Source organism: Brevibacillus borstelensis, from assembly GCF_003710865.1.
Lineage (GTDB): Bacteria > Bacillota > Bacilli > Brevibacillales > Brevibacillaceae > Brevibacillus > Brevibacillus borstelensis.
In genome coordinates, this window is record NZ_RHHO01000039.1 from 154435 (window position 1) to 177536 (window position 23102).

Annotated in this window: 25 protein-coding genes; 19 read left to right on the plus strand and 6 right to left on the minus strand. The window is 49.7% G+C overall.

From position 1 onward, the window contains the following. Window positions 1-51 precede the first annotated feature (51 nt). The 10 genes from EDM54_RS20325 (at window position 52) to EDM54_RS20370 (ending at window position 7176) form a co-directional block, all read left to right on the plus strand. Window positions 52-483 (plus strand): YlqD family protein, encoded by a 432-nt coding sequence (locus EDM54_RS20325; protein ID WP_003386024.1) that lies wholly within the window; start codon window positions 52-54, stop codon window positions 481-483. A gap of 66 nt (window positions 484-549) precedes the next feature. Beyond that, window positions 550-1068: a ribosome maturation factor RimM gene (gene rimM, locus EDM54_RS20330; RefSeq protein WP_024982988.1), complete on the plus strand. Its 519-nt coding sequence runs from the start codon at window positions 550-552 to the stop codon at window positions 1066-1068. 13 nt (window positions 1069-1081) lie between these two features. Continuing rightward, window positions 1082-1834, plus strand: a complete 753-nt coding sequence (gene trmD, locus EDM54_RS20335) for a tRNA (guanosine(37)-N1)-methyltransferase TrmD (RefSeq protein ID WP_003386022.1) — start codon at window positions 1082-1084, stop codon at window positions 1832-1834. Window positions 1835-1981: 147 nt separating this feature from the next. Continuing rightward, window positions 1982-2329: a 50S ribosomal protein L19 gene (rplS, locus tag EDM54_RS20340; RefSeq protein ID WP_003386021.1), complete on the plus strand. Its 348-nt coding sequence runs from the start codon at window positions 1982-1984 to the stop codon at window positions 2327-2329. A gap of 118 nt (window positions 2330-2447) precedes the next feature. Further along, the gene (gene lepB / locus EDM54_RS20345) at window positions 2448-3005 is read left to right on the plus strand and encodes a signal peptidase I (protein ID WP_003386020.1); all 558 of its coding nucleotides are present in this window, start codon (window positions 2448-2450) and stop codon (window positions 3003-3005) included. 39 nt (window positions 3006-3044) lie between these two features. Continuing rightward, window positions 3045-3935 carry a ribosome biogenesis GTPase YlqF gene (gene ylqF, locus EDM54_RS20350; RefSeq protein ID WP_003386019.1) on the plus strand — a complete coding sequence of 297 codons (891 nt, stop codon included), beginning with the start codon at window positions 3045-3047 and terminating at the stop codon, window positions 3933-3935. 80 nt (window positions 3936-4015) lie between these two features. Beyond that, the gene (rnhB, locus tag EDM54_RS20355) at window positions 4016-4792 is read left to right on the plus strand and encodes a ribonuclease HII (protein WP_031932922.1); all 777 of its coding nucleotides are present in this window, start codon (window positions 4016-4018) and stop codon (window positions 4790-4792) included. 37 nt (window positions 4793-4829) lie between these two features. Next, the gene (locus EDM54_RS20360) at window positions 4830-6494 is read left to right on the plus strand and encodes a TP0910 N-terminal domain-containing protein (RefSeq protein ID WP_031932921.1); all 1665 of its coding nucleotides are present in this window, start codon (window positions 4830-4832) and stop codon (window positions 6492-6494) included. Beyond that, window positions 6491-6784 (plus strand): EscU/YscU/HrcU family type III secretion system export apparatus switch protein, encoded by a 294-nt coding sequence (locus EDM54_RS20365; RefSeq protein ID WP_024982994.1) that lies wholly within the window; start codon window positions 6491-6493, stop codon window positions 6782-6784. Before EDM54_RS20360 ends, EDM54_RS20365 begins: the two co-directional genes overlap by 4 nt. Next, a complete protein-coding gene (locus EDM54_RS20370; RefSeq protein WP_003386015.1) occupies window positions 6781-7176 on the plus strand; it encodes a YraN family protein in 396 nt (131 codons plus the stop codon). Before EDM54_RS20365 ends, EDM54_RS20370 begins: the two co-directional genes overlap by 4 nt. 285 nt (window positions 7177-7461) lie before the next feature. Here the strand turns inward: EDM54_RS20370 and EDM54_RS20375 are convergent, their stop codons facing one another. Next, window positions 7462-8277 carry a hypothetical protein gene (locus EDM54_RS20375; protein WP_031932920.1) on the minus strand — a complete coding sequence of 272 codons (816 nt, stop codon included), beginning with the start codon at window positions 8275-8277 and terminating at the stop codon, window positions 7462-7464. 367 nt (window positions 8278-8644) lie between these two features. On the opposite strand from EDM54_RS20375, the gene EDM54_RS20380 reads away from it, so the two are divergent. Further along, window positions 8645-9415 carry a nucleotidyltransferase domain-containing protein gene (locus EDM54_RS20380; RefSeq protein ID WP_031932919.1) on the plus strand — a complete coding sequence of 257 codons (771 nt, stop codon included), beginning with the start codon at window positions 8645-8647 and terminating at the stop codon, window positions 9413-9415. A 70-nt stretch (window positions 9416-9485) separates the two neighbouring features. Then, on the plus strand, window positions 9486-10178 hold the full coding sequence (locus EDM54_RS20385) for a 3'-5' exonuclease (RefSeq protein ID WP_238986228.1): 693 nt from the start codon (window positions 9486-9488) through the stop codon (window positions 10176-10178). A 169-nt stretch (window positions 10179-10347) separates the two neighbouring features. On the opposite strand, the gene EDM54_RS20390 is transcribed toward EDM54_RS20385, so the two are convergent. Then, the gene (locus EDM54_RS20390) at window positions 10348-11073 is read right to left on the minus strand and encodes a polysaccharide deacetylase family protein (RefSeq protein ID WP_003386011.1); all 726 of its coding nucleotides are present in this window, start codon (window positions 11071-11073) and stop codon (window positions 10348-10350) included. A 41-nt stretch (window positions 11074-11114) separates the two neighbouring features. Next, entirely contained in the window at window positions 11115-11426 is a 312-nt protein-coding gene (locus EDM54_RS20395; protein ID WP_003386010.1) for a hypothetical protein, read from the minus strand. 123 nt (window positions 11427-11549) lie between these two features. On the opposite strand from EDM54_RS20395, the gene EDM54_RS20400 reads away from it, so the two are divergent. Next, window positions 11550-13082 carry a YifB family Mg chelatase-like AAA ATPase gene (locus tag EDM54_RS20400; protein WP_122958710.1) on the plus strand — a complete coding sequence of 511 codons (1533 nt, stop codon included), beginning with the start codon at window positions 11550-11552 and terminating at the stop codon, window positions 13080-13082. A gap of 139 nt (window positions 13083-13221) precedes the next feature. Here EDM54_RS20400 and EDM54_RS20405 read toward each other — a convergent pair whose 3' ends face one another. From EDM54_RS20405 to EDM54_RS26575, 3 genes are all read right to left on the minus strand, one after another. After that, the gene (locus EDM54_RS20405) at window positions 13222-14601 is read right to left on the minus strand and encodes a TrkH family potassium uptake protein (protein WP_051567323.1); all 1380 of its coding nucleotides are present in this window, start codon (window positions 14599-14601) and stop codon (window positions 13222-13224) included. A gap of 45 nt (window positions 14602-14646) precedes the next feature. After that, window positions 14647-16851: a YhgE/Pip domain-containing protein gene (locus EDM54_RS20410; RefSeq protein WP_122958711.1), complete on the minus strand. Its 2205-nt coding sequence runs from the start codon at window positions 16849-16851 to the stop codon at window positions 14647-14649. A 126-nt stretch (window positions 16852-16977) separates the two neighbouring features. Beyond that, entirely contained in the window at window positions 16978-17154 is a 177-nt protein-coding gene (locus tag EDM54_RS26575; RefSeq protein WP_170208357.1) for a hypothetical protein, read from the minus strand. A gap of 367 nt (window positions 17155-17521) precedes the next feature. Between EDM54_RS26575 and EDM54_RS20415 the strand changes: the two genes are divergently transcribed. From EDM54_RS20415 to sucD, 6 genes are all read left to right on the plus strand, one after another. Further along, a complete protein-coding gene (locus tag EDM54_RS20415) occupies window positions 17522-17836 on the plus strand; it encodes a YbjQ family protein (RefSeq protein ID WP_003385915.1) in 315 nt (104 codons plus the stop codon). Between the two features lie 199 nt (window positions 17837-18035). Further along, window positions 18036-18359 (plus strand): SCP2 sterol-binding domain-containing protein, encoded by a 324-nt coding sequence (locus EDM54_RS20420; RefSeq protein ID WP_003385914.1) that lies wholly within the window; start codon window positions 18036-18038, stop codon window positions 18357-18359. A gap of 163 nt (window positions 18360-18522) precedes the next feature. Then, window positions 18523-19416 (plus strand): AlbA family DNA-binding domain-containing protein, encoded by an 894-nt coding sequence (locus tag EDM54_RS20425; protein WP_024983000.1) that lies wholly within the window; start codon window positions 18523-18525, stop codon window positions 19414-19416. 41 nt (window positions 19417-19457) lie between these two features. Beyond that, window positions 19458-20513, plus strand: a complete 1056-nt coding sequence (locus tag EDM54_RS20430; protein WP_003385912.1) for a hypothetical protein — start codon at window positions 19458-19460, stop codon at window positions 20511-20513. 190 nt (window positions 20514-20703) lie between these two features. Beyond that, window positions 20704-21864, plus strand: coding sequence for an ADP-forming succinate--CoA ligase subunit beta (gene sucC / locus EDM54_RS20435; RefSeq protein ID WP_003385911.1), 1161 nt, complete (start codon window positions 20704-20706; stop codon window positions 21862-21864). An 84-nt stretch (window positions 21865-21948) separates the two neighbouring features. Next, on the plus strand, window positions 21949-22851 hold the full coding sequence (gene sucD / locus EDM54_RS20440) for a succinate--CoA ligase subunit alpha (RefSeq protein WP_003385910.1): 903 nt from the start codon (window positions 21949-21951) through the stop codon (window positions 22849-22851). Window positions 22852-23102 lie beyond the last annotated feature (251 nt).

Here is a 23102-nt window from a genome sequence, read left to right on the forward strand (position 1 = left end):
CCCAGTCTTTTTTCTATAGGTCCAGATGTCGACTAGTCCTTACGGGAGGAAATGGCAGACGTGCTCACGATCTTACGTACGGTCCAGGTGAAAATCGTTTTGACCGAAGCGTCTCGTGCCGCGCTAACCGAGCAGTACCAAAGGCAGCTTCGCCAACAGCAGGACGAATGGCAGCAGTGGGAGTTTCAGGCGAAAAAGCTTTTGGCTGATGCCCGCAAACGATCGGCAGACATGCTGCAGCAGGTACAGGAAAAAATTTCGCAGGAAGAGCGCCGCCGCCAGGAAAAGCAGGAGCATTTGCATGTACAGATGAGGCTGGTGGAAACCTTGCCTGCGGGTGCGGAATTGGACTATATGACGGTACAAAGCCCGGTTCAAATTGAAATTGGCGACGTTTGGGAAGAAAAAATGTCAGGAACGGTAATCCTGATAAAAGACGGTGTCGTTAACGAGATTAGAAACGGACCGCCGACTAACGGGTAAACAGCCGTGCTTCGTCACTGCTTGTACTCGAAACACAGGTTTTCGCGAACCGAAAGGAGGAACCGCATGAGTGAAAAGCGTTTCTATACCGTGGGAAAGCTGGTAAATACGCAAGGGCTGCGGGGAGAAGTCAGGGTCATTTCCACGACTGATTTCCCTGACGAGCGGTTTAAAAAAGGCAGCGAGCTGTATTTGTTCCACCCTTCCTTGGACAAGCCGATCACGCTTAAAGTAGCGACCCGCCGTTCCCACAAGGATTTTGAAATCCTTAGTTTTGAAGGGTACTCGTCTATCAACGACGTGGAGAAATACAAGGGCGGCGAACTGAAAATCCCGGACGATGCCCTGCTGGAGCTGGAGGAAGACGAATTTTACATACACCAGCTGGTAGGCTGTCTGGTGGTGACAGATACGGGAGAAGAGCTGGGAAAAATCGTCGATGTCCTCCAGCCCGGTGCCAATGACGTATGGGTCGTAAAAGGGAAGCGCGGAGAAATCCTTTTGCCGTATATTGACGATTGCATCAAGGAAGTCGATATTGCCGGCAAACGCGTTGTCTGCCACCTGATGGAAGGCTTGCTGTAGAGGAGGACAATGGGTGCGAATTGACATATTGACACTGTTTCCCGAAATGTTCGAAGGAGTCTTGGGGAGCAGCATTCTCGGCAAGGCCAAGGAAAAGGGAATCGTGGACTTTCACGTGACAAACTTTCGGGAGTTTTCCGAGAGCAAGCACGGTACCGTGGACGATACGCCATACGGCGGCGGCGGGGGCATGGTTCTCAAGCCGGAACCGTTGTTTCGGGCTGTCGAGGCAGTAACCGCTGAGGCGAAGCCTCGGGTTATCCTCATGTGTCCGCAAGGCAAGCCGTATCGACAAAAGCTGGCGGAGGAGCTGGCCCGTGAAGAGCACCTGGTGTTTATATGCGGGCACTACGAAGGCTATGACGAACGCATCCGCCAATATCTCGTGACCGATGAAATATCGATCGGCGACTACGTGCTGACAGGTGGCGAGCTGGCTGCCATGGTTGTGATCGACAGTGTCGTCCGCCTCCAACCCGGGGCTTTGGGCAATGAGAGCTCGGCTGTGGAGGATTCCTTCACCACCGGATTGCTGGAGCATCCTCACTATACGCGCCCGGCTGAGTTCCGCGGGTGGAAGGTGCCTGATATTTTGCTCTCGGGCCACCATGCCAATATTGTTCGCTGGCGGATGAAGGAATCCCTGAGGAGAACAAAAGAGCGCAGGCCCGACCTGCTGGCTGCTATGGAAATGACCGAGGACATGCAGAAGCTGCTGCGCGAGCTGGAACAAGAGGAAAAAAATTCGGGCTTGTCTAAGGAATAAACCTTGTAGTTTGCAGATCAATATGCTAATATACTTCTTGTGGCAATTTTGCCCGCTGACTAAGGCGGTCCGCTACTCGTATCCCGGTTTTCATGCCGGCTATTGATAGACGAGTAAGAACGTCTGATCGGAAGGAGGGAATTGAGGATGAACCAAGTAATTCGTGAATTGGAAAAAGAGCAACTGAAACAGGACATTCCTGCGTTCCGACCTGGTGACACTGTTCGTGTTCACGTTAAGGTTATCGAGGGTCAGCGCGAGCGTATCCAGCTGTTTGAAGGCGTTGTGATCCGCCGCCGTGGTACAGGTGTCAGCGAAACCTTCACTGTTCGTAAGATTTCTTACGGCGTAGGTGTTGAGCGTACGTTCCCGGTACACACTCCAAAGATCGACAAGATCGAGGTTGTGCGTCACGGTAAAGTTCGCCGTGCGAAACTGTACTATCTGCGCGATCGCGTTGGTAAGGCAGCCCGCATCAAGGAAATTCGTCGATAATAGCAAGTGTTCGATAGAAAAGGGGTCTGGCCTGCTAGCCGGGCCTCTTTTTCCATTGCAGAAGAATGGAAAAACCCTATTTCGGGGACCATACCGGCAGAAGCGGAGGGATCGAAATATGAGCGAAGAAGTCGCCTCCAGCCGAGCCAAAAACGAGACATGGGAATGGCTCAAGGCACTAGGCATAGCGATCATTTTGGCGTTTATCATCCGAACGTTTCTGTTCGCCCCCTTCATCGTAGACGGTGAATCGATGGAGCACACTTTACATAACAACGAAAAATTGGTGGTCAACAAAGCTATCTACTATCTCTCCGAGCCGAAGCGCGGCGATATTATCGTTTTCCACGCTGAGGAAAAACGGGATTATATCAAGCGGGTTGTCGCGGTAGCGGGAGATACGGTCGAAGCGAAAGATGACCAGTTATTGATAAACGGGAAAGTCGTAGACGAGCCCTACTTGGCCCAAAATCGCAAGGAAGCAGCGGAGAGGAAGATTCCGCTGACTGAGGATTTCGGCCCCTTCCAGATCGGCGAAGGACAAATTTTTGTGCTTGGCGATAATCGCCTGAACAGTCACGATAGCCGCGCCATCGGCCCAGTAGGGCTGGATCGCGTGGTGGGACGTGCCGAGTTTGTATTTTGGCCCTTCTCCGACATACGGGTAACCCGTTGATCGGACGAATATGTATGACAAAAAGGCAGGTGAGACGTCATGGCCATTCAGTGGTTTCCCGGACATATGGCAAAGGCCCGCAGACAGGTTACGGAGAAGCTGAAGCAGATTGACGTAGTAATCGAACTGCTTGACTCCAGGCTGCCGCTATCCAGCCGCAATCCGATGATCGACGAGATCGTGAGCGATAAACCGCGGCTGCTGCTGCTGAACAAAGCCGATTTGGCAGATGAGAAGGTAACGGAAGAGTGGGTTCGATACTTCCGGGAGCAAAACCTCCGCACCCTACCGATCGATGCACTGAGCGGGAAGGGTGTAAACAAGCTGCCCGAAGTCTGCAGGGAGCTGGCAGCGGATATGCTGGCCAAGCGAGCGGAGCGCGGCATGCAGGCCCGAGCGATCCGGATTATGATTCTCGGGATTCCAAACGTGGGGAAATCCTCGCTGATCAACCGACTGGCCAAGCGTGCCGTGGCGCAAACGGGTGACAGACCGGCTGTTACCAAGGCGCAGCAATGGGTAAAAATGGGCGACACCTTGGAGCTGCTCGATACGCCAGGAATTCTGTGGCCGAAGTTTGAGGACCAGATGGTCGGTCTTCGGCTGGCAGCGAGCGGCGCCATCAAGGATGAATTGATCGATTTTACAGAAGTAGCGCTCTTTGCGATCAGCTACATGATGCACTATTACCCGGAACGCTTGACAGAGCGGTTCAAGCTGAAGGAATTGCCCCAAGACCGGGTCACCATGCTCGAGGAAATCGGCAAAAAGCGCGGCTGCCTCATATCAGGCGGAGAAATCGACTATGACAAGGCAGCCGAATTGTTTTTGCGCGACCTGCGGTCAGGCAAATTGGGGACCGTTACGCTGGAGCGCCCCATCGATTGGGAAATGGAAGAACCGATCGGCAAGCCGCAAGCCCTCATTTAGGAGGCTTACAGATACACACCTGTCTATCCAATGGGTAGACGGGTTTTTTCGTAAATACATAGCGTAAGGTGATGGAATCAATGAATCTGGCCGAAATGTCGATAAAAGAAATACGGGATCTGCTAGAAAAAATGGACGAGGTCCCGAAAGATTTTTTACAATTGCTGAAAGAAGATAAACGAAAAGGCGTGCATGACCTTGTGCGCCAAATGGAGCAAGCCAAGGCCAGACAGGAGAAGCTTGCCTGCCAGTGGGAGGAGATGACCACGTTTGAACGGTCGCTCCGGGCTGAGGGATATGAGCATCTTCTCGGCATCGACGAAGTAGGACGAGGCCCTCTGGCGGGGCCTGTAGTGGCTGCGGCTGTCTGTTTGCCGCCAGATTTTTACCTGCCTGGTTTGAATGATTCGAAAAAGTTGCCGGCTGCGACGAGAGAAGCATTTTACGAAGTCATTGCATCCAAAGCGGTTGCGGTCGGGATTGGCATCGTATCCGCCGAACGCATCGATGAGATCAATATTTTGGAAGCGACGAAAGAAGCGATGAAGCTGGCTATCGCAGATGCTTCGATTGCCCCGGACGCTTGCCTGATCGACGCTGTTCAGTTGAAGGATCTGCCCTACAGACAATTGCCGATCATCGGCGGAGACGGCAAAAGTGTCTCCATCGCGGCGGCCTCGGTCGTCGCAAAGGTGACACGAGACCGAATCATGGCAAAATACGCAGAAATCTATCCGCAATACGGCTTTGAAAAAAACGCTGGCTACGGTACGGCGGAGCATCTGGCGGCTCTGGAGCGCTGCGGTTCGACCCCGATCCATCGGAGGACGTTTACCGGGGTAAAGGCGCAGGCCTGACGCTCCGGCACCGGGCTTGCGATATAGGAGGCATGACATGTTTTCCCCTGCGCAAATGGTACAATCACTCATGCAGCGCACCGGCGCTGCGGCTCCCAAACCGATTGAGTTTACACCTGGCCAAGTATTTACAGGAGCGGTAGTGAGGACATATCCAGAAAATATGGCATTGGTCCAGATCGGGGGGATGCAGGTCCAGGCAAAGCTGGAAGCGAATCTGGAAGCAGGCCAGCGAGCCTGGCTTCAAGTCCAGCCGACCAGCGGTGTCATCACACTGAAGGTGCTGAACTCTCCGCAGGGTGGAACGGTCGCAGATGCATCCCTCGAAGGCTTGATGAGATCTCTGGGCTTCGCGGAAACAAAAGAGAACCGAGCGATCGTCCAAGCACTGGTTTCGTCAAACCTTCCTGTAAATCGGGATGCTGTACAAAGCTATGCTGCCGTGACACAGCAGTTGGGAGCGGATCAGGGGACACTGGATGCGTTCCTGCTTGCCTTGAAGCGCAATCTACCGGTGACGCCCGACTCAATTGCAGGCTTGAAAGCATTTCTGTCAGAAAAGCCGCTCGCTCAAGTGATACAACATTTTTTGAACCAAGCCGACAGCTTTTTGCAATCTGAGGAACAAGGGGCGAATCGCTTCTCGCAAGACGGAAGCCAAGCAAGGCCTTCAGGCGGCAGTGGAGCGGGAAATGCGGCTGCCGATCTTCTGAACGCCCAGCTTCGGATGATTGTCGGACAGCTCCGCGATAAAGTCGCCAAACTGCCAGTCGCTTTGCCACATGGCGATGTGTCCGAATCACCGCAGCCAGCGTCAAATTCTGCAGCTATGGCCGGCCATGCAAAAGGAGCGGCGACTGGGCAGTTCGGCGAGCAGCAGTTGAGGACGCTGACAGAGCAGGTCTCGAGGTCTGGGAATCAGCCATTCAGCCAGCCACGAGCCGGAGGTCTGACCACTTCCGCCGACCAGCCTGCGGGCATATGGGAAGCGGAATCGATCGGTACAGGTACCGACAGAGCAGCATCCCTCCAGTCCTCGCAAACTCCGCGAAATGACCACCCGATTTTGGAGATGTTTCGTCAGTTGGGGCTTTCCCACGAGCGCGATGCGTTGGGACATGCGATGAAGGGTGCACAAGAAGCTCAGAGGCAACTGGAGTCTGTAAAGTCCCTGTTATTGCAGCTTGCCTCCAGTTCGCAAAACGGCATGCCTGCAGGTCTGCGCGATGCGGCAGACACTCTGCTGCAGCAAGTCACCGGACAGCAGCTCATGCTCGCACAGCCCTCCAATCAGCCGTTTGCACAAGTGGTCATGCAAATCCCTATCCGGACAAACGATGGCGAGGACACGGCCTATGTACAAATCGAGTCCAAGAAAAAAGGCGGAGGAGAGCTGGACCCGGAAAACTGCCGCCTGTTTTTCCATCTCGATCTAAATGCGATGGGCACGACCATGCTGGATGTCGGGATCGTCAACCGAATTGTGAATATCCAGGTGTTCAACAACAATGATTGGGTAGAACCGCTCGTCCAGAACATGCGAGAGGGTCTGGCTGACCAATTGCAAGGCATTGGCTATCAGCTCTCCTCCATGAGGGTACAGAGCATCCCGGACGCGGACGCGAAACGGACGGCCCCCCGGCTGGGCGGTAATAGTGGATACATGCTTGCAGACTACAAGGGGGTAGATTTTCGCGTATGAGCACCCCTCCCTTTGAAAGAGAAAAGCGAAAGCAAGCCGTTGCATTGCGTTATCAGGCTGGCGTGATGGAGGCGCCAACCGTTGTGGCCAAGGGCAAGGGCTACGTGGCGGAAAACCTGCTGAAGGCTGCCAAAGACAGCAATATTCCGATTCAGGAAGATCCATCACTGGTAGAAGTGCTGGGCAAACTCGATCTGAACCAGCAAATCCCTCCCGAGCTGTACCAGGTAGTAGCGGAAGTCCTCGCTTTCGTCTACCGTCTGGACAAAGGAGGGAAAAAGTTGGGGTGAATGATGCACGCCGTGAACTGGGCCATCGAGGCGAGCGCATGGCGGAAGCGTATTTGCAGCAAAAAGGGCTTCGGATCGTAGAACGGAATTACCGGACAGCGAGGGGAGAAATCGACCTGGTTGCTTGGGACGGGGATGTTCTTGTGTTCGTCGAGGTTCGTACTCGAAGCGGCCTGAGATACGGCTCTGCTTTAGAGTCAATTACATGGCAGAAGCAAAAAAAGCTGAGGGAGATGGCGCTCACGTACATGCAAGCGAAGATGATTTCGGTGAGACAGTTTCGCTTTGATGTAGTGGGGATCCAGTATCATACGGGCAAAGCGAACGATAGGGCCAATATGGACATTACGGTCCAAGCACCAGTCATTACCCATGTCGAGTATGCCTTTTAAAACCGAAAAACGGGCGCCAAATAGGCCGCCTACTGGGGATGCGTCTAAAGCAGAGGGCCGTTTGATCGCGTACTATGTACTGTACTCGACGCGATGAAACTCCTCCAAGCACCATCTCTTGACCTTCCGGCTTCGCCGGGGGGTATTTTTTTGTTCCCCTGAGCAGAGCATTCATTCCGCAACGGTCACTCCCTGTCCTTTGGAAAGGCATAATTCTGCTGTTCATAGCTTCCCAATCATTTCTCCAGTCATGGTCCTGGTAGAGAAATCACATCACGATCTGAATTACACCGGCAATTTATGCTCCGCGTAATAATTCTCGGCAATGGAGCGGCATTTGGCAAAATATTCCCCAGCGACATCCTCATCTTCGATCAAATCGGCAAGAATATCGGAAACAAAATCAAGGCAGTATGACAATGGCCAATGAAAATGACGGTTGTTCTTCATGATCTCTCCGTAATGCTTGAGGTAATTCTCCAGGAATACCGCAAAGACAAAATGATCCAGCAAATTGTTTTCCAGCAAGTATTCCCTTAGCCCCATTTCTTTCACAAAGCTGTCAAACTGCCAGAGCCCCTCTTGGCCACATCCGATGCCGCCGCGAACGGCTGCGAGCTCCAAAGTTTCAGGACACCAACCGTACATTTTAATCAGTTCCTCGATATCCTGATATTCTGACACTTCGTGATCCATGTCGTGCCATTTTATGTACTCAGTGTAATAGGGGAGGTTAGCGACTGATAGCTTGGACAGATAAAAGGCTGCACTTCGTCCAGCAGGATTTTCTTCATCGAGCCAAACAGGTTTTGAGGATTTAACAAGATGTATCAATGCTTTGTGATAACGGATTGCCAAGTCCTCCAAACGAAAATCAAGAATCGCCTTTTCCCAAAACGCCGGTTCGCTGATTTCCTCCCCGGCCACGATGATTTCAAGGGAATACATATCATTTTGCGTCTTCCCGATATAGGGGATAAAGTCATGAATAAGTTTTTCAATGGCATGCGAGTATGTATCGGGAGTAGAGGTTTCTTCTACGTTCAGTGTAACAGTATGCGAACGGTATTTTTCCTCATAAGCGAAATTGAGCGAAATCAATGGGAACAACTCCTACTGGTAAGAATCGTACTAAGAAGTGGAGAGAGTTATCTGTAAAAAGGAAGACGAGCTTCAGTCGGTTTGCATACTTTAGTAGCTTCATTAAGTATATTCCATTATATTGGTTTTGAGGAAGCGTTATGAGGTTCATGAATGGAAGAGGCGGTGGAGATAGTCATTTTGATTGCTAGGAAGCAAATTACGGTATGCCATCTCAATCGAAAACAGTGTGTCTGGTTGGGAATGAAAATGGGCTCAATTCCAATATTATCACCAAATTGATCAAAATGAGAAAATCATTGAACTGCTTACGAAAAAAGCAAAAATGGCAAGGAATGACGTGGATCAGAAGGACGAGGGACGAAAAATGATCGAAACCATTCAAAAAGCGCTCAAAAGAATAGAAGAAGAGCATCAGGTACGCATTTTATTTGCTGTGGAATCAGGGAGCAGGGCATGGGGGTTTCCGTCTCAAGACAGTGACTACGACGTGAGGTTTGTGTATATCAAACCCCTTGAGTGGTATCTGTCTATCGACGACAAAAGGGATGTCATCGAGGAACCGATCAATGATGTCCTTGATAGTAGCGGTTGGGATATCAGAAAGGCTTTAAAGCTGTTTCGAAAATCGAATCCGCCGCTCTTGGAATGGCTGAATTCCGATATTGTCTATCACGATGCGTACGGTTTTAAAGAGGAGATGCTGAATATTAGGCATCAAGTATTCTCTCCAAAGTCGTCCCTCCACCATTATCTCAGCATGGCCAAAGGCAATTATCGGGATTATTTGCAAGGCGAACAGGTCCGGATAAAGAAATACTTTTACGTGCTTCGCCCTCTGCTGGCATGCATGTGGATCGAGAAATACAACACGAATCCGCCCATATTGTTTCAGGAATTGCTCGATGATTTGCTCGATGATTCACAGATAAAACACATAATCGAGGAATTGCTGAAAAGAAAGATAGCGGGAGAGGAGCTGCATCTGGAAAAGCGGATCGATGAATTACATCTGTTCATCGAAGAGCAAATGACACATTATACGGATTACGCAGCTTTGCAAAGGAGCGTCATTGCCGATCCAACACAGCAGCTTGATGAACTCTATCGCAAATATTTGAAAATCGTATGGCAGTAGGGCCTGCTGAGTTATAATAAACTGATTGACTACATGATGGTGCACTTGAGGTGAAGATATGGATGCAGTTGTGTTTGATCTGGAGACTACATTTACATACGAAAAGGGGCAAACTCCCGAAATTATCGAGATTGGTGCAAGAAAAATAAACTTATCTGATCCTCAGTCGGCACAGATGCAAACATTTCAGTGCTATACACATCCAGAGATAAGAGGAAAGATCGGCCTGAGAACAAGAAAGTTCATAGGGATGAAAGAAGCGGATTTGCAGCGAGTAGTACCGTTTCAGCAAGGCATTCGGCAGTTCATCGATTGGCTCGGTGATGACTATTATTTATGTTCTTGGGGAGGGGATGACAGACTACTATTCGTTGAGCATTGCGCGAGATACGGAATAAGCCTGAACTGGTTGAAAAATTATAATGATATTCAACCGGCGATCAGCCAGTACTTGAGCGGTCGTACACAAATGAAGCTGAAGGACGCTGTCCTGCAATCGGGGCTGGAGGTTCAGGGAAGGCTTCACTCCGCTGTTACAGACTCGATCAACACAGCAAATTTGTTAATGAAGCATCGCGCTCACGTGCAGCTTGAGAGGAATGCGCCGGAGGAGAACTATTCGATGTCGTGTGCTCTTTACTGGAAATGCAGAAGATGTTCAAAAGAAAAGTACTACACCGCTTTTTCCGGGTCGAAACGCTTTTGTCTGGAATGTGCAGCGAGCAAGCAGGAAGTGCAAAGCACTTCGCTGGTTAGGGAATAAACGTGAAGACGAGGGCCCCCATTATCCATAAGTTTTCATTCATCTAATCAACTGAAACCAGCTAGAACTCAAACGAAGAAAAGGATTGCTGACAGTTTCACAGCAATCCTTTGTCAATTTGTTTTAACCGATTTCTAAGCTGATCCTGCCCCAAAAAGGAGCCATTCATTCAACGAAGGAATACCAAAGGATCCTTGGTTGTCGAGATACGACGCACAGCAAACATTCCTTGCCGCTCCCCAGCCAGACCCGGATACGTGGATAACGCCATTTCATAACCAGCCTTTTTTAACATGGGAAACATGTAAGGGCGATGATAGCCGTATGGATAGGCGAGGATCCGTACAGGTTTGTTCAGGTGCTGCTCCAGCATTCGCTTTGACTCGATAAACTCATTCCGTACCTCTTCCGCCTTCAATTTCAACAGATTGGGGTGGCTAATCGTGTGCGACTGAAAATCTATCAAACCGCTTTCCTGCATTTCCTTAATCTCATCCCATGACAAAAAATTCGGTTTCCCGATGGAGGAAGTGACGAGGAACACGGTAGCTTTTATTTGATATTTTTTCAAAATGGGAAAAGCAGTGGTGTAATTGTCTTTATAACCATCGTCAAATGTTAACAAAATAGGCTTGGAGACCGTCTTTTTCTTGTCTTTCCACATTTCGAGCAATTCTGATGCCGTAATTGGCTGATAGCCCATTTGCAAGATTGTTTTTACTTGTTCCTCAAAAGTAACGGGGTCGACACAATACATGTTGTCTTTATTATCCACGATGGAATGGTATTCCAAAATGGGGGTGGAAGCAGAATCCGTTTCCGCAGGAGCAGGTGAAAAAGCACATGCAAATTGAAGAGCGACTAATGAGACAATGAGGAGCCATTTCTTTTTCATCATATTTTTTCCTTTGTTTCTATCAATTTTTATGCTGATCCTTAGTCGTACCTCTCGTCTTCCTCTCTTGTTTCCCCTTCGACGATCAATTCCAACTCAGTCTCAAAATTTAAGACGAGTTCGCCAGGCAATCGTTTCAAAATCTGTTCCATCTCGGGGAGTCGAACAGCTTCGTCAAGCGACTTGGGCGCCTCTTCCAGGCCTGCGAACCAGTCCCGAATCTCATCTATCAAAGCGTAGAAGGAGGCCTCAAATTGATTTGCATCTTCCTCTGCGTCATCCTCCTGACTTTTCTTTAACCGGTCCCAGTTTTCCAGCATCACGCCGAGTGCCCTTTCAATCGTCGTATCCATTTGTTCAACTCCTTTCACTTTAATTTCCAGCTATTATTGTACCATCGCTTATGGCTGCTGGAAACTTATTTGCCAGCCCCCTCTTACTTTTTCTACAGTGGAAGCAAGAGGTGATGCTTGTCTATGTACGCACGCAGTTTTTGCGGAACTGTTTACGGGATCAACGGCATGCTGGTCGCTGTTGAAACCGATATAGCTAATGGTTTGCCCCAGTTTGATCTGGTCGGCTTAGGGGGATCAGCTGTAAAAGAATCGCGCGATCGCGTCAGGGCAGCGCTTCGCAACTCCGGCTTCGAGTACCCGATGCAGCGAATTACAGTCAACCTTGCTCCCGCTGATCTGAGAAAGGAAGGCTCCGGATTTGATTTGTCTATCGCAATGGGAATCCTGCTGGCGTCCAAACAGATTCCACAGAGAAGAGAAGCAATTTTGCTGCTGGGGGAGCTGGCATTGGACGGCTCATTGCGGCCGGTCAGCGGTGTTTTGCCCATTTTGCTGCAGGCACAGGCGGAAGGCTTTACACATGTGATCCTGCCTGAGCAAAATGCAGCCGAGGCGAAATTGGCCGAATTGACCGTTCTGCCGGCTGCGAGTTTAAGCGCTGCTGTAAAGTATTGGTCAACGACCCTCGAAGCGCCGGAGGGAGTTGAAGAGAGGTCAGATGACAACTCTGCCCGGCAGTCTTTACCCGACTTCTCCTTGGTTTACGGTCAAACTTTTGTAAAGAGGGGACTTGAAGTGGCTGCCGCCGGCTTTCACAATGTGATGCTCATGGGCCCTCCAGGCTCCGGAAAGACAATGCTGGCAACATGCTTGCCGTCCATCATGCCAAAAATGAATCTGGATGAATCGTATGATGTTACAAAAATTTACAGTATCGCCGGGCAATTGACGGATAAAAGAGGACTCATCCAGGAGCGGCCATTTCGCTCTCCGCATCACACAGTGACGACGGCAGCGCTTGTCGGCGGAGGAGCCCATAGCCCGAGACCGGGGGAATGCAGTCTGGCTCATGGCGGCATCTTGTTTCTCGATGAAATGCCCGAGTTTTCACGGCACGTATTGGAAGCGCTTCGGCAACCGTTGGAAGCGGGAGTTGTGACTATCGCCAGATCGCGGCACGTTTTTACGTTTCCAGCAAGGTTTTTGCTGATATCGTCGTTAAATCCTTGTCCGTGCGGCTTCTACGGCTCAAAAGACCAGCGTGAATGCACGTGCACACCGCAGCAAATTTACAGATATCGCGCCAAGCTCTCCGGCCCTTTGCTCGATCGTATCGATCTTCACCTAGAAGTGCCAAGAGTCCCGGTACAGTTGCTGAACGAAAGGAACGCAGCTGAAAGCTCCGCTGAAATTCGCCTTCGAGTAGAAGCAGCCAGAGCGATCCAGAGCAAGAGGTTTGCGAATCGCCCTGCAGCACCGTTCAATAGCGCAATGAATGGAGAAGAACTGCGTCGTTACTGCAAACTGGACAAGGAGGGACAGGAGCTGCTCCAGATGGCTTTCGACACGCTGGGGCTGAGCGCCCGAGCCTACGACAGGATCGTAAAACTGGCCCGGACAATAGCGGATTTGGCGGGAGCGGTAGATATTGGGTCCGCGCACGTGGCGGAAGCAATCCGCTACAGGGCGCTAGATCGCAATATCGCTGTTTGAACGAGAGTTTTGCGGATGGGAAAGCATCATTGATTTCTCCTGCGATATAAAAATAACCCTCTTCAGATGAAGAGGGTCGAGGGAAAGAAACGGACTGCAAACTCGTACAAAAAGCTGCATTCTCGTCCGGCCCCAATATTTACTGGCCGATGATAATGCGTTCCTTTGGATAGTGATACGTAATAATGCGATCGTCTTTTTTGAGGAAGAGCAACAGGTTGATGATCCCGATCCGGCCGATGACCATCATGACAATCAATATCATTTTTCCGGCACCGCTCAGCTCGGGGGTGATTCCCATAGACAGTCCTGTCGTTCCAAAGGCGGAACACACCTCAAACAGAACCTGCGGAAGCGGGAGCTGCTCAATCCACATCAGCGACACAACCGCTGCGATGACAAGTATGACGGCAACGAAGAAGACGATGAACGAACGAATGATGTCTTCTTCGACCAGTTCCCGGCGGAAGACCTTTACGTCTTTATGGCCTCTCATATATGCGACCACTGTAGCGACGAGAACAAAGAAGGTGGTCGTCCGAATCCCGCCCCCTACACTGCTTGGAGAAGCCCCGATAAACATCAGGCCAGCCAGGACTACTATCGTAGGGGTGGAAAGGAGGCTGCTATCCATTGTGGATAGCCCGGCACTTCTCGTTGTCACCGACTGAAACAAGGAGTAAAACAGTGATTCATGCCAGCTCTTTCCTTGCAAGAAGAAGTCCTTTTCAAACAGGAAAAAGAGCAATGTCCCAACAACAATCAAAGAAAAAAAAGTAACAGTCGTAATTTTTGTAAATAGAGAAAAGGCAAATCGTTGCCCTACTCGTCGATGGGCAAAGTAGTTTCTCAGCTCGATCAGAACGGGAAAGCCAACAGCACCACAGATGATCAGGCCCATTGTGATGGATTGCAGGATATAGTCGTGGGAAAAGTCCTGCAGGGAGTTTCCGTAGATGTCAAAACCTGCATTGGTAAAAGCGCTGACGGCGGCAAAAAATCCGTAGTAGTAAGCCTCGTACCAATCTTGGTGATAGCCTGCGATCAGGAAATAGCTGCCGAGCAAAATGGTCCCTACAAGCTCGATTACTACGGCGAGTACGATGATGTTGCGCATCAATTCAACCAGGCCGGCCAAGGTTGGGCGATTGTGGTCGGTTGCGATCCACTTGCGGTACTCCAAGCCAATTCGTTGCCCCAGCATCATCCAAAAAAAGGTTCCCAATGTCATAATCCCGATTCCGCCAACTTGAAAGAGCAGCGTAAGCAGAATAATCCCCTTTTGATTAAAGACCTCATGAATCGTAATTACGTTCAGTCCGGTTACGCTAATGGCGCTGGCTGCAGTAAACATGGCATCGATGAAGGAGAGCCTCACACCTGGAAGGTGGAAAAACGGCAGCCATAGCAAAATAGAAGCTACCAGCACACTGCATAAGTACAAAAATACGATGATTTGAACGGAACTAAATCTTTTTTTGTTATAGGTGAGTGTCAAAAAAAACTGCCTCCTGACCATGATTCATACCGGTAATCATACCGGAATCACAGACAACTTGCAAAGCTAAACAGATTGGCTGATCTCCTCAAAAATACTGCGGCGTTTGGTGACATAAAGCAGAACCAATGCTCCCAGTCCAAACAAGAAGAGAGCCAGGGCGTCGATCTGCAGAATTCCCGTGTTGCCGACAGAGATGAGTTGGCGCAGTCCCTCCACTGCATAGGTCATCGGCAAAAACGGCTGGATAAAGGAAAAGAGGCCAGGCTCCAGTTCGACCGGATAGGACCCGCTGCTAGAGGTGAGCTGCAGCATTAATACGAGAACAGCAGCAAATCTTCCCACATCATTGCCGAGTACAGACAACAGCATAAACAAAATGGCAGTAAAGCACAGTCCGATCAGAATAGCAAAACCGTAAAGCAGGAGAGGGGGGAGCTCCGTATGGACACCCAGTCCGGCATGCAGGATGAACACCGAAATGATCGCCTGCAGGATGCTGACCGAAGCCAAAGCAAAATATTTGTTTGTGATATAAGAAAGCGGTCGTTTCGGCATCGCATATACCTTCTTGATATCGATCACAAAGAACAATACCAATGAGCCTACCCAGAGCGAGAGCGCGAGGAAGTATGGAGCAAAGCCGGTGCCGTTATTCGGCACGGGATGCAGATTTTGCTCAACAGCGACGACTGGGTCGGCAATAACCTGAACTCGCTGATCGGCCTTCCCGTCCTGCTTGGCCATGCCTGCTGCTTCTTGGAGCTTTTGGGTCAGCTCATGCTGCCCGCGGGAGATTTCTCCCAGACCGCTGCTTAGTTTGTCGGCTCCATCCATGAGTCTGGAATTCCCCTCCTGCAAACGGGAGAAGCCTTGGCCAAAGGTCTGTAAACCATTTACCAGGGCCGTACTGCCCTCCTGCAGCTTGTGGATATTTTCAGACAAGCTTCGCAGTTGCTCTGGCAGTGAAGCGAGGGCGGCATCGTTTCTCAGTTTGCTCGTAAGGCCGTTTATGCCGCTATGAATACGGTTCAGCGCCGCCTGTAATTGATCGGTTTGTTTTTGAATACTCTGGTCAGCCTCATTCAGTCTGGAATGGGCACTAGCCATATCGGCTCTAAGCTGGTCGACCGAATTCTTAGCCTGCTCCATATCATCCCGTACGGTTTGTCGGTAGCGTGAGGCATTTTCCAGCGCATTCAAGGCCCTTTTTCCCGCTTCAGAATTCTTCAGCTCGGGATGCGAATCGAATAAGCTGACAAGAGAATGATTGAGTTCGTCCATAGCTGCCTGCTGCTTATCCAGTGCTGTATTGACTGGAGCCAGTGCATCATCGCGCAATTTGGCTGCAGATTGAGCGCTGGTATTGATAGAGTCAGCGACAGCTGCTATCGCCTGGCGACCGTTGCGCAGCTCGCGGATTGACGCTTGTGCTCCTTCAGAAATCACATCCAAATCACTTGACAGTTTTTCAGATGACGAGACAAGGGACTGCAAGCGCTCCGCTGTTTTTCCGATTGCGGCAGATGACAGTCCGGCCACTGTGTCCAACCGTATGATTCCGTTTTCCAGTTGATTGGCACCTGTCGACAAATCAGCAAGTCCAGAGGACAATTTTGCCATCCCTGAATGAGTTTCCTTTAATCCGGCTGCCAACGCATTTGCCCCGTTTAGGGCCTGGTCGGTTCCAGCGGCAAGTGCAGCCGATCCATCAGCCGCTTTTTGGAGGCCTTCTCCGCCTTCCATCAAGTTGTCAAATACCACTTGAAGATATCGTGTGGTCAGCTCATGCTGGAGCTGTTTTTCTACAGTTTCTGCGATGGTTCTGGAAATTTTTGCTCCCAGCATGTTTGCACCTTCGTTAATGCGGTACTGAAGCTGAGTCTGTTCTGGAGCAGAAGTACCTGCACTATACGCTTTTGCAGTAAAATCCTCAGGGATCACCAACAAGATAAAATAGTCAAGCTTGTTGATCCCTTCCTCACCTTCGGCCAAGGAAACTTCCTGCCAATTGGTTTTCTCATCGGCAATCAGTTTATTCGTCAAATCTTGTCCGAGGGTAACCTTTTTGGCGCCTTGGACCATCCCTTGATCCAGATTGACGACGGCCAAGGGAAGCTTGTTGACAAGCTCGGTCGGATTCCAAAAAGCCCAGAGATAGAGAAAACTGTACAACAAGGGCAGAATCATCAAGCCAAGTACGGACCTTCTCAGTAGGTGTGAGGACCACATCTCTTTAATGTCCTGTAAAGCAAGCCGAATTCCATTCATGTCCAAATCCTCCGCATCAATTCCTTCGCAATTACAAATACAATACGAATAATGTATCACCAAAACAGGTGAGGGAAAACCAAAAAAGAGTGCCCCTCTTCATGAAGGATACTCTTTTTTTGAATGTCAGGGCTTGAGCCGATCTGATTCGGCATCGGATTGACTTCCGATGGATTCATCTTCCGACAGAATCTCGTTAAGCTCGCCGGTGTCTCCCTTGGCGTTGATGACCTCGACCAATTGCTGCAAGCCATCTGCGTCATCCGCGTAATCATGCCGCTTTGTCCAAAAAGGCTCTTTCATCTTTGGCCTCCTGTCGTTTCCATTTCCAATAGAATGCACCGTGTCCTCTGATAATATGAGGAGATGCTCCGGGCATACTGTAGAAAAACACTGTAGCAGGAGGATTGCATGTCCAAGAACAAAAACATCGATTTGCATAAGCAGAGCAGCAAGGGCAAGGCGGCCGAAGTGGCTCCGCAGACCGAGCCCACATCCAGGGAGCACCAGCAAAACAAACGTTAATAAACGAAGGATTAGGCACCGCAACATGTGAAACGTGAACGAGTGAAGCGACAGTATGTAAAACAGCGACATGTGAAACTTGGAGTGACATCATAACGTATTAGTAGAAAGACGACTTAGTTTAAACAAGCGGGAGGGTGCGAGGATGATCGTTACAACAACGAGTACATTGCAAGGGAAAGAAATCGAGGAGTATCTCGATATAGTCAGTGGGGAAATTATTTTAGGCGCCAATGTTGTCCGTGACTTCTTGGCAGGGATTACGGATATTATTGGCGGCCGAAGCGGGGCATATGAAAGCAAGCTTGCAGAAGGAAGAGAGATGGCACTGCGTGAAATGAAAGACAGGGCACGTGCTCTCGGCGCGAATGCTGTCATCGGTGTCGATCTCGACTTCGAAACCCTCAGAGAAGGCATGATGATGGTAATCGCCACCGGAACAGCGGTCAGAGTCAGATAAGCCTTACTCTCAGTGCAGGAATCGACGCATCATAAACGCCAGCAGTAACCCCCAAAAAGAAGAGGAAGCCGGACAGCAGGAAGGTCCGGCTTCTTTTTTGCTTTACTCTGCACATTGAATCGGACTATGCTAATGAATAGAAGGAATATTTGGACAGAATGGACCAAAAACTAAAAAAGAGAATTGAGGAGTGATCCGTATGACAGTACAAGAGACAATGGCGGCATTAGCAGACAAAATAAACGCGAATCCGGCCGGTTTGGAAGGACTGCGGGCAGTCTTCCATTTTCAGCTCAAGGACAGCGGTCTTTTCCAGATAACCTTTAGCGAGAACGCCGTAAGTGTGGTCGAAGGTGGTCCGGACGAAGCCGCTTGCATATTGGAGATGTCTGATTCAAATTTCATCAAGCTGGTCCGGGGGGAATTAAATCCAACGATGGCCTTCATGATGGGAAAGCTAAAAGTGAAGGGTGATTTGGGGTTGTCTCTCAAGCTGCAGTCGATCCTGCAAAAGTATCAATAACCTCAAAAAAATAGGCAATCAAACACCTTGAAAACGGGAAAACATCCAAGTCAAATTTCTGGAAAACCGGATTCATTTCCGCAATTGACAGAAAAATACTGGTCAATCGCTGAAGGGCTGATATAGAATAAGACAAATGAACCAGGAGCCAAAAGAGGGAATTATGCGCCATACGTGTACATTTTTAGCGATCATCAAGGAAACGGATGAAAAAAGCGTTCACTTTGACTTTTATCACGTCACGAAACGACCGCCGACATCCAGAGAGCTGCTGAAGAATGCTGTCACACTGCCTCGCCATTACTTCGATTATCTCTTGTACAACGGGGTACTGGAAGTGGAGAGCAGCGTCCTTTATCAACCGCTGGAAGCCCAGCCGGCAGCCATCGGGATGAACATTCGTTCTCTGGGAAGCTCCGTTTTATTTGACATGTGTTTCTCGCCGCAAACCTACAAGCTCTGGCAAAATGCAGATATGATTCTAACCGATATTTCACTGCCGGCCGATATTTTTGAGGAGTACGTATACCGCTTGGGCGCGATAAGCCGTTTTCGCTATTTGGGACGGGTGGATGACCCTGTCGTTGCTACACAGCTCGGCGAAAATGACATGATTGAGTTTAAGCGGGATTTTCTCCTTTCCAAAAGCGGCATTATTAAAACGGTAGTAGCCTTTGCCAATTCCAATAACGGCAATCTGTTTTTGGGCATATCCGATGAGGGGGAAATCATCGGAGTAAACCATGAAGTGGAACAATATGGGGACCCAGACAAGTACGTTCTGGCCATTACACAGTACATCCAGGACAAGACGGTTCCGTTTTTGACTCCGTTTCCCAAGATTACAGTAAGAAAAGTGCAGGACAAATATGTGGTCGCCATTTTCGTGGAAGTGGGCTCAGAATTGGTATGCGGCTTGGATAAGAACAACGAAAAATTCGTAGCCATCCGAACGAACAATCGCTCTGTCGCAGTCAAAGATCCACACCAGATTGGGGAAATCTACGTGAAGCGTAAATTGGGCAGCGAAATCAGCCGTCGATTGGGGCTTCTGTGAGTGTGTTGACAGAAAAGCGAACACGATGGGGAGGTACCTGCATGAAGGGGAATTTGCGTACGTATCTGTTCCCGGTACTAATGGCCGGGTTACTCTTGGCTGGGTGCGCAGAAAACACGAATGGACAACCAGCTGACATGAAAAAACAGATGGATAACGAACTTGGGTCGGTTGAAAAGGTTACCGTACTGTCTACGGATGGTGTAGAAGTTCCGCTGGAATTGCAAAAGTTTCTCAAGGAATTGCCTGAGCAGGGAGGAGACCTGCACAAGTCTGATCAAGTACTGACCCGCGATGAAATCAGATATACCCTTGTTTTGTACCGGTCAAAGCAGGCTCCGTTGGTTGTCGAAGTGGGAGAGCAGGCCAGTCAATATGGAGAAAATACATACCGGGGACAGGGTGCCGTGAAGCTGTACCAATGGATTTACCGTCAGGCTGGAGTCGGCTTGCTGTCGGGCACATACAAGAATGCAGTGCTTTCTGCTGTCGATCTGAACCAAACAATGTCCTTGGATAATGGACAGACAGAAATGGTCCAGCAGACGTTTTTAGCGGCAGAACCACTCATAGAGAAGGAAAAACGGCAGTATCCGCTACATCCGTACTATCAACTGAGGGTAGACACCGGGGAGAGAATGCTGGACGCGACTTTGCTTACACCAACGATGATTGCCATTCCGTTCGGACGGGAGACCCAATATTACCGGATTCAAGGTTCGCTGTTTTCCAAGCTGACCCAATGGATGCCTCCCCGGAAAACGACCGATGATTCTTTTCAGCAGCTTTATCAAGCCACTTCGATACGCTTGATCGCCACTGGGGACGAGAAAGTGCCAGCGTTGGAAAAAAAGCCGACAGAGACTACAGTTGAGCAAGGAATGGCTCATCAATGTATCCGCCTGTTAAAAAACAGCGTCGCCCTGACAAAAGTACCTCAAAATGTAGGGAAAGAAAGGTTTCAGTTAACGTTTTTGGTAGGAGAGAAAAATCATACCATACATTTTTTTGACGACTATTTCCGTTACGAAGGGAAATGGTACTCCCAAAACAAGCTTGATGAAGAAATGATCCGGCTCCTCGGAGCAAAAAAGTAAGAGCCGAATTTCATGAAGTTCACCTCATATGGTCAGGATAAAAGAGAAGAAACCGATCATGACACTACCACTTTTGCGAATTTTGTCGTAGAATAGTCATGTTGCACTGATAGTGGCAGTTTTTATCATGCGCAAAAAGCGTTTGGCACGGTTGGACTGCCGATCTTTATCTGCCATAGGAGGATGGAGAATGAACATTCATGAGTATCAAGGCAAACAGATACTTAAGCAGTACGGTGTAAAAGTTCCTGAGGGAAAAGTTGCTTTCACTGTCGATGAAGCGGTTGAAGCGGCAAAAGAGCTGGGCACAGCGGTTGTTGTGGTGAAAGCGCAAATCCATGCAGGTGGCCGTGGTAAGGCTGGCGGCGTGAAAGTTGCGAAAAACCTCGACGAGGTTCGTACATACGCCCAAGAGATCCTCGGCAAAGTTCTGGTGACTCACCAAACCGGTCCAGAAGGAAAAGAAGTAAAACGCCTCTTGATCGAACAAGGCTGCGACATCAAGAAAGAATACTACGTGGGTGTGGTAGTTGACCGTGCAACGGGTCGTGTCGTTATGATGGCATCCGAAGAGGGCGGTACTGAAATCGAAGAGGTTGCAGAGCGCTCCCCTGAGAAAATCATCAAAGAAGTAATCGATCCGGTAACTGGTCTGACTGCTTTCCAAGCACGCAAACTGGCTTATGCCATCAACATTCCAAATGAACTCGTTAACAAGGCTGTCAAGTTCATGATGAGCTTGTATCAAGCATTTGTTGACAAAGATTGCTCCATCGCTGAAATCAACCCGCTTGTTGTTACCGGCGACGGCGAAGTTATGGCACTGGATGCCAAGCTGAACTTCGACAGCAACGCTCTGTTCCGCCACCCTGACATCCAAGAGCTGCGCGATCTGGACGAAGAAGATGAGAAAGAAATCGAAGCTTCCAAATACGACCTGTCCTACATCGCACTCGATGGAAACATCGGCTGCATGGTAAATGGTGCGGGTCTTGCCATGGCAACCATGGATATCGTGAAATTCTACGGTGGCGACCCTGCCAACTTCCTCGATGTAGGCGGCGGCGCAACGGAAGAAAAAGTAACGGAAGCATTCAAGATCATCTTGAAAGACCCGAAAGTAAAAGGGATCTTCGTCAACATCTTTGGCGGTATCATGAAGTGCGATGTCATCGCAAATGGTGTCGTGGCCGCTGCCAAACAAGTGAAACTGGATCGTCCGTTGGTTGTGCGTCTGGAAGGTACCAACGTCGATTTGGGTAAAAAGATTCTTAACGAATCCGGTCTGAACATCGTGGCTGCCGAGTCCATGGCAGATGGCGCTGAAAAGATCGTAGCGTTGGTAAAATAACAAACATTCCCTGACGTACAGGTTCGAAAGGCCATATTTTCGAGCGGTATCTACACGTGATGAAAAAGGTGGGAAATATACGCGATGAGTATTCTTGTTAATAAAGACACGAAAGTCATTACCGTAAATATTACTGGTGCAACGGGTCGTTTCCATGCACAAGGTGCAGTCGAGTACGGAACAAAAATGGTCGGCGGCGTAAACCCTGGCAAAGGCGGCATGGAAGTCGATGGCATTCCTGTATTCAACACTGTGCAAGAAGCAGTGGAAAAGACAGGCGCGACCGTTTCTGTGATTTACGTTCCGGCTGCTTTCGCTGCTGACTCCATCATGGAGTCTGTAGATGCAGGTCTTGATCTGGTAATCTGCATCACCGAAGGCATCCCTGTTCTGGACATGGTGAAAGTAAAACGCTATATGGAAGGCAAAAAGACAAAACTGATCGGACCAAACTGCCCTGGCGTTATCACTCCGGGCGAGTGCAAGATCGGTATCATGCCAGGCTACATCCATAAGCCAGGTAAAGTGGGTATCGTTTCCCGTTCTGGTACCTTGACTTATGAAGCGGTCCACCAAACCTCTACCCGCGGCATCGGTCAATCTACCGCTGTAGGTATCGGTGGAGACCCTGTAAAAGGCATGGAGTTCATTGACGTTCTGGAAATGTTCAATGAAGATCCGGATACCGAAGCAGTAATCATGATCGGTGAAATCGGTGGTACAGCCGAAGAGGAAGCAGCAGAATGGATCAAAGCCAACATGAAAAAACCGGTTATCGGTTTCATTGGAGGTCAAACAGCGCCTCCAGGAAAGCGCATGGGCCACGCTGGTGCGATCATTTCCGGCGGTAAAGGAACAGCTGCTGAAAAAATTGCCAAACTGGAAGAGTGCGGTGTTCGCGTAGCGAAAACCCCTGCAGTAATTGGCGAAACGCTGGTTGAAGTACTGAAAGAACGCGGACTTCTCGAAAAAGTAATGAGCAACTAAGCAGGATTCCTGCTTTAGCCATAGAAAGGACAGGCCTTGTGCCTGCCCTTTCTTTTTTGGTGCGCCCAGCATGGGCGATAGCTATAGGGTGAAAGTCCCGAACGGGGGTTGGCTGTACCAACCGTTAGCTCAAGGCAAGGGTGTCGACCGCGAGGTCGAATCTGAAGGAAGCCGGCGGCAAAATCCCGACCTGAGGTACACGAACCCAATTTGAGGCTGTTGTATCCGGGCGAGTCTGCCAAACAAGACAA

Bases quoted from the DNA above. Each gene is read 5' to 3' on its own strand.
- EDM54_RS20425 (WP_024983000.1), top strand. From the start codon at position 18,523: ATGCGCCATACGTGTACATTTTTAGCGATCATCAAGGAAACGGATGAA.
- EDM54_RS20390 (WP_003386011.1), bottom strand. From the start codon at position 11,073: ATGAAAAAGAAATGGCTCCTCATTGTCTCATTAGTCGCTCTTCAATTT.
- EDM54_RS20325 (WP_003386024.1), top strand. From the start codon at position 52: ATGGCAGACGTGCTCACGATCTTACGTACGGTCCAGGTGAAAATCGTT.
- EDM54_RS20365 (WP_024982994.1), top strand. From the start codon at position 6,491: ATGAGCACCCCTCCCTTTGAAAGAGAAAAGCGAAAGCAAGCCGTTGCA.
- EDM54_RS20395 (WP_003386010.1), bottom strand. From the start codon at position 11,426: ATGGATACGACGATTGAAAGGGCACTCGGCGTGATGCTGGAAAACTGG.
- EDM54_RS20410 (WP_122958711.1), bottom strand. From the start codon at position 16,851: ATGAATGGAATTCGGCTTGCTTTACAGGACATTAAAGAGATGTGGTCC.
- lepB (WP_003386020.1), top strand. From the start codon at position 2,448: ATGAGCGAAGAAGTCGCCTCCAGCCGAGCCAAAAACGAGACATGGGAA.
- EDM54_RS20405 (WP_051567323.1), bottom strand. From the start codon at position 14,601: ATGGTCAGGAGGCAGTTTTTTTTGACACTCACCTATAACAAAAAAAGA.
- EDM54_RS20420 (WP_003385914.1), top strand. From the start codon at position 18,036: ATGACAGTACAAGAGACAATGGCGGCATTAGCAGACAAAATAAACGCG.
- rnhB (WP_031932922.1), top strand. From the start codon at position 4,016: ATGAATCTGGCCGAAATGTCGATAAAAGAAATACGGGATCTGCTAGAA.
- sucC (WP_003385911.1), top strand. From the start codon at position 20,704: ATGAACATTCATGAGTATCAAGGCAAACAGATACTTAAGCAGTACGGT.
- EDM54_RS20415 (WP_003385915.1), top strand. From the start codon at position 17,522: ATGATCGTTACAACAACGAGTACATTGCAAGGGAAAGAAATCGAGGAG.
- EDM54_RS26575 (WP_170208357.1), bottom strand. From the start codon at position 17,154: ATGAAAGAGCCTTTTTGGACAAAGCGGCATGATTACGCGGATGACGCA.
- EDM54_RS20430 (WP_003385912.1), top strand. From the start codon at position 19,458: ATGAAGGGGAATTTGCGTACGTATCTGTTCCCGGTACTAATGGCCGGG.
- EDM54_RS20360 (WP_031932921.1), top strand. From the start codon at position 4,830: ATGTTTTCCCCTGCGCAAATGGTACAATCACTCATGCAGCGCACCGGC.
- EDM54_RS20380 (WP_031932919.1), top strand. From the start codon at position 8,645: ATGATCGAAACCATTCAAAAAGCGCTCAAAAGAATAGAAGAAGAGCAT.
- rimM (WP_024982988.1), top strand. From the start codon at position 550: ATGAGTGAAAAGCGTTTCTATACCGTGGGAAAGCTGGTAAATACGCAA.
- sucD (WP_003385910.1), top strand. From the start codon at position 21,949: ATGAGTATTCTTGTTAATAAAGACACGAAAGTCATTACCGTAAATATT.
- EDM54_RS20400 (WP_122958710.1), top strand. From the start codon at position 11,550: ATGTACGCACGCAGTTTTTGCGGAACTGTTTACGGGATCAACGGCATG.
- rplS (WP_003386021.1), top strand. From the start codon at position 1,982: ATGAACCAAGTAATTCGTGAATTGGAAAAAGAGCAACTGAAACAGGAC.
- ylqF (WP_003386019.1), top strand. From the start codon at position 3,045: ATGGCCATTCAGTGGTTTCCCGGACATATGGCAAAGGCCCGCAGACAG.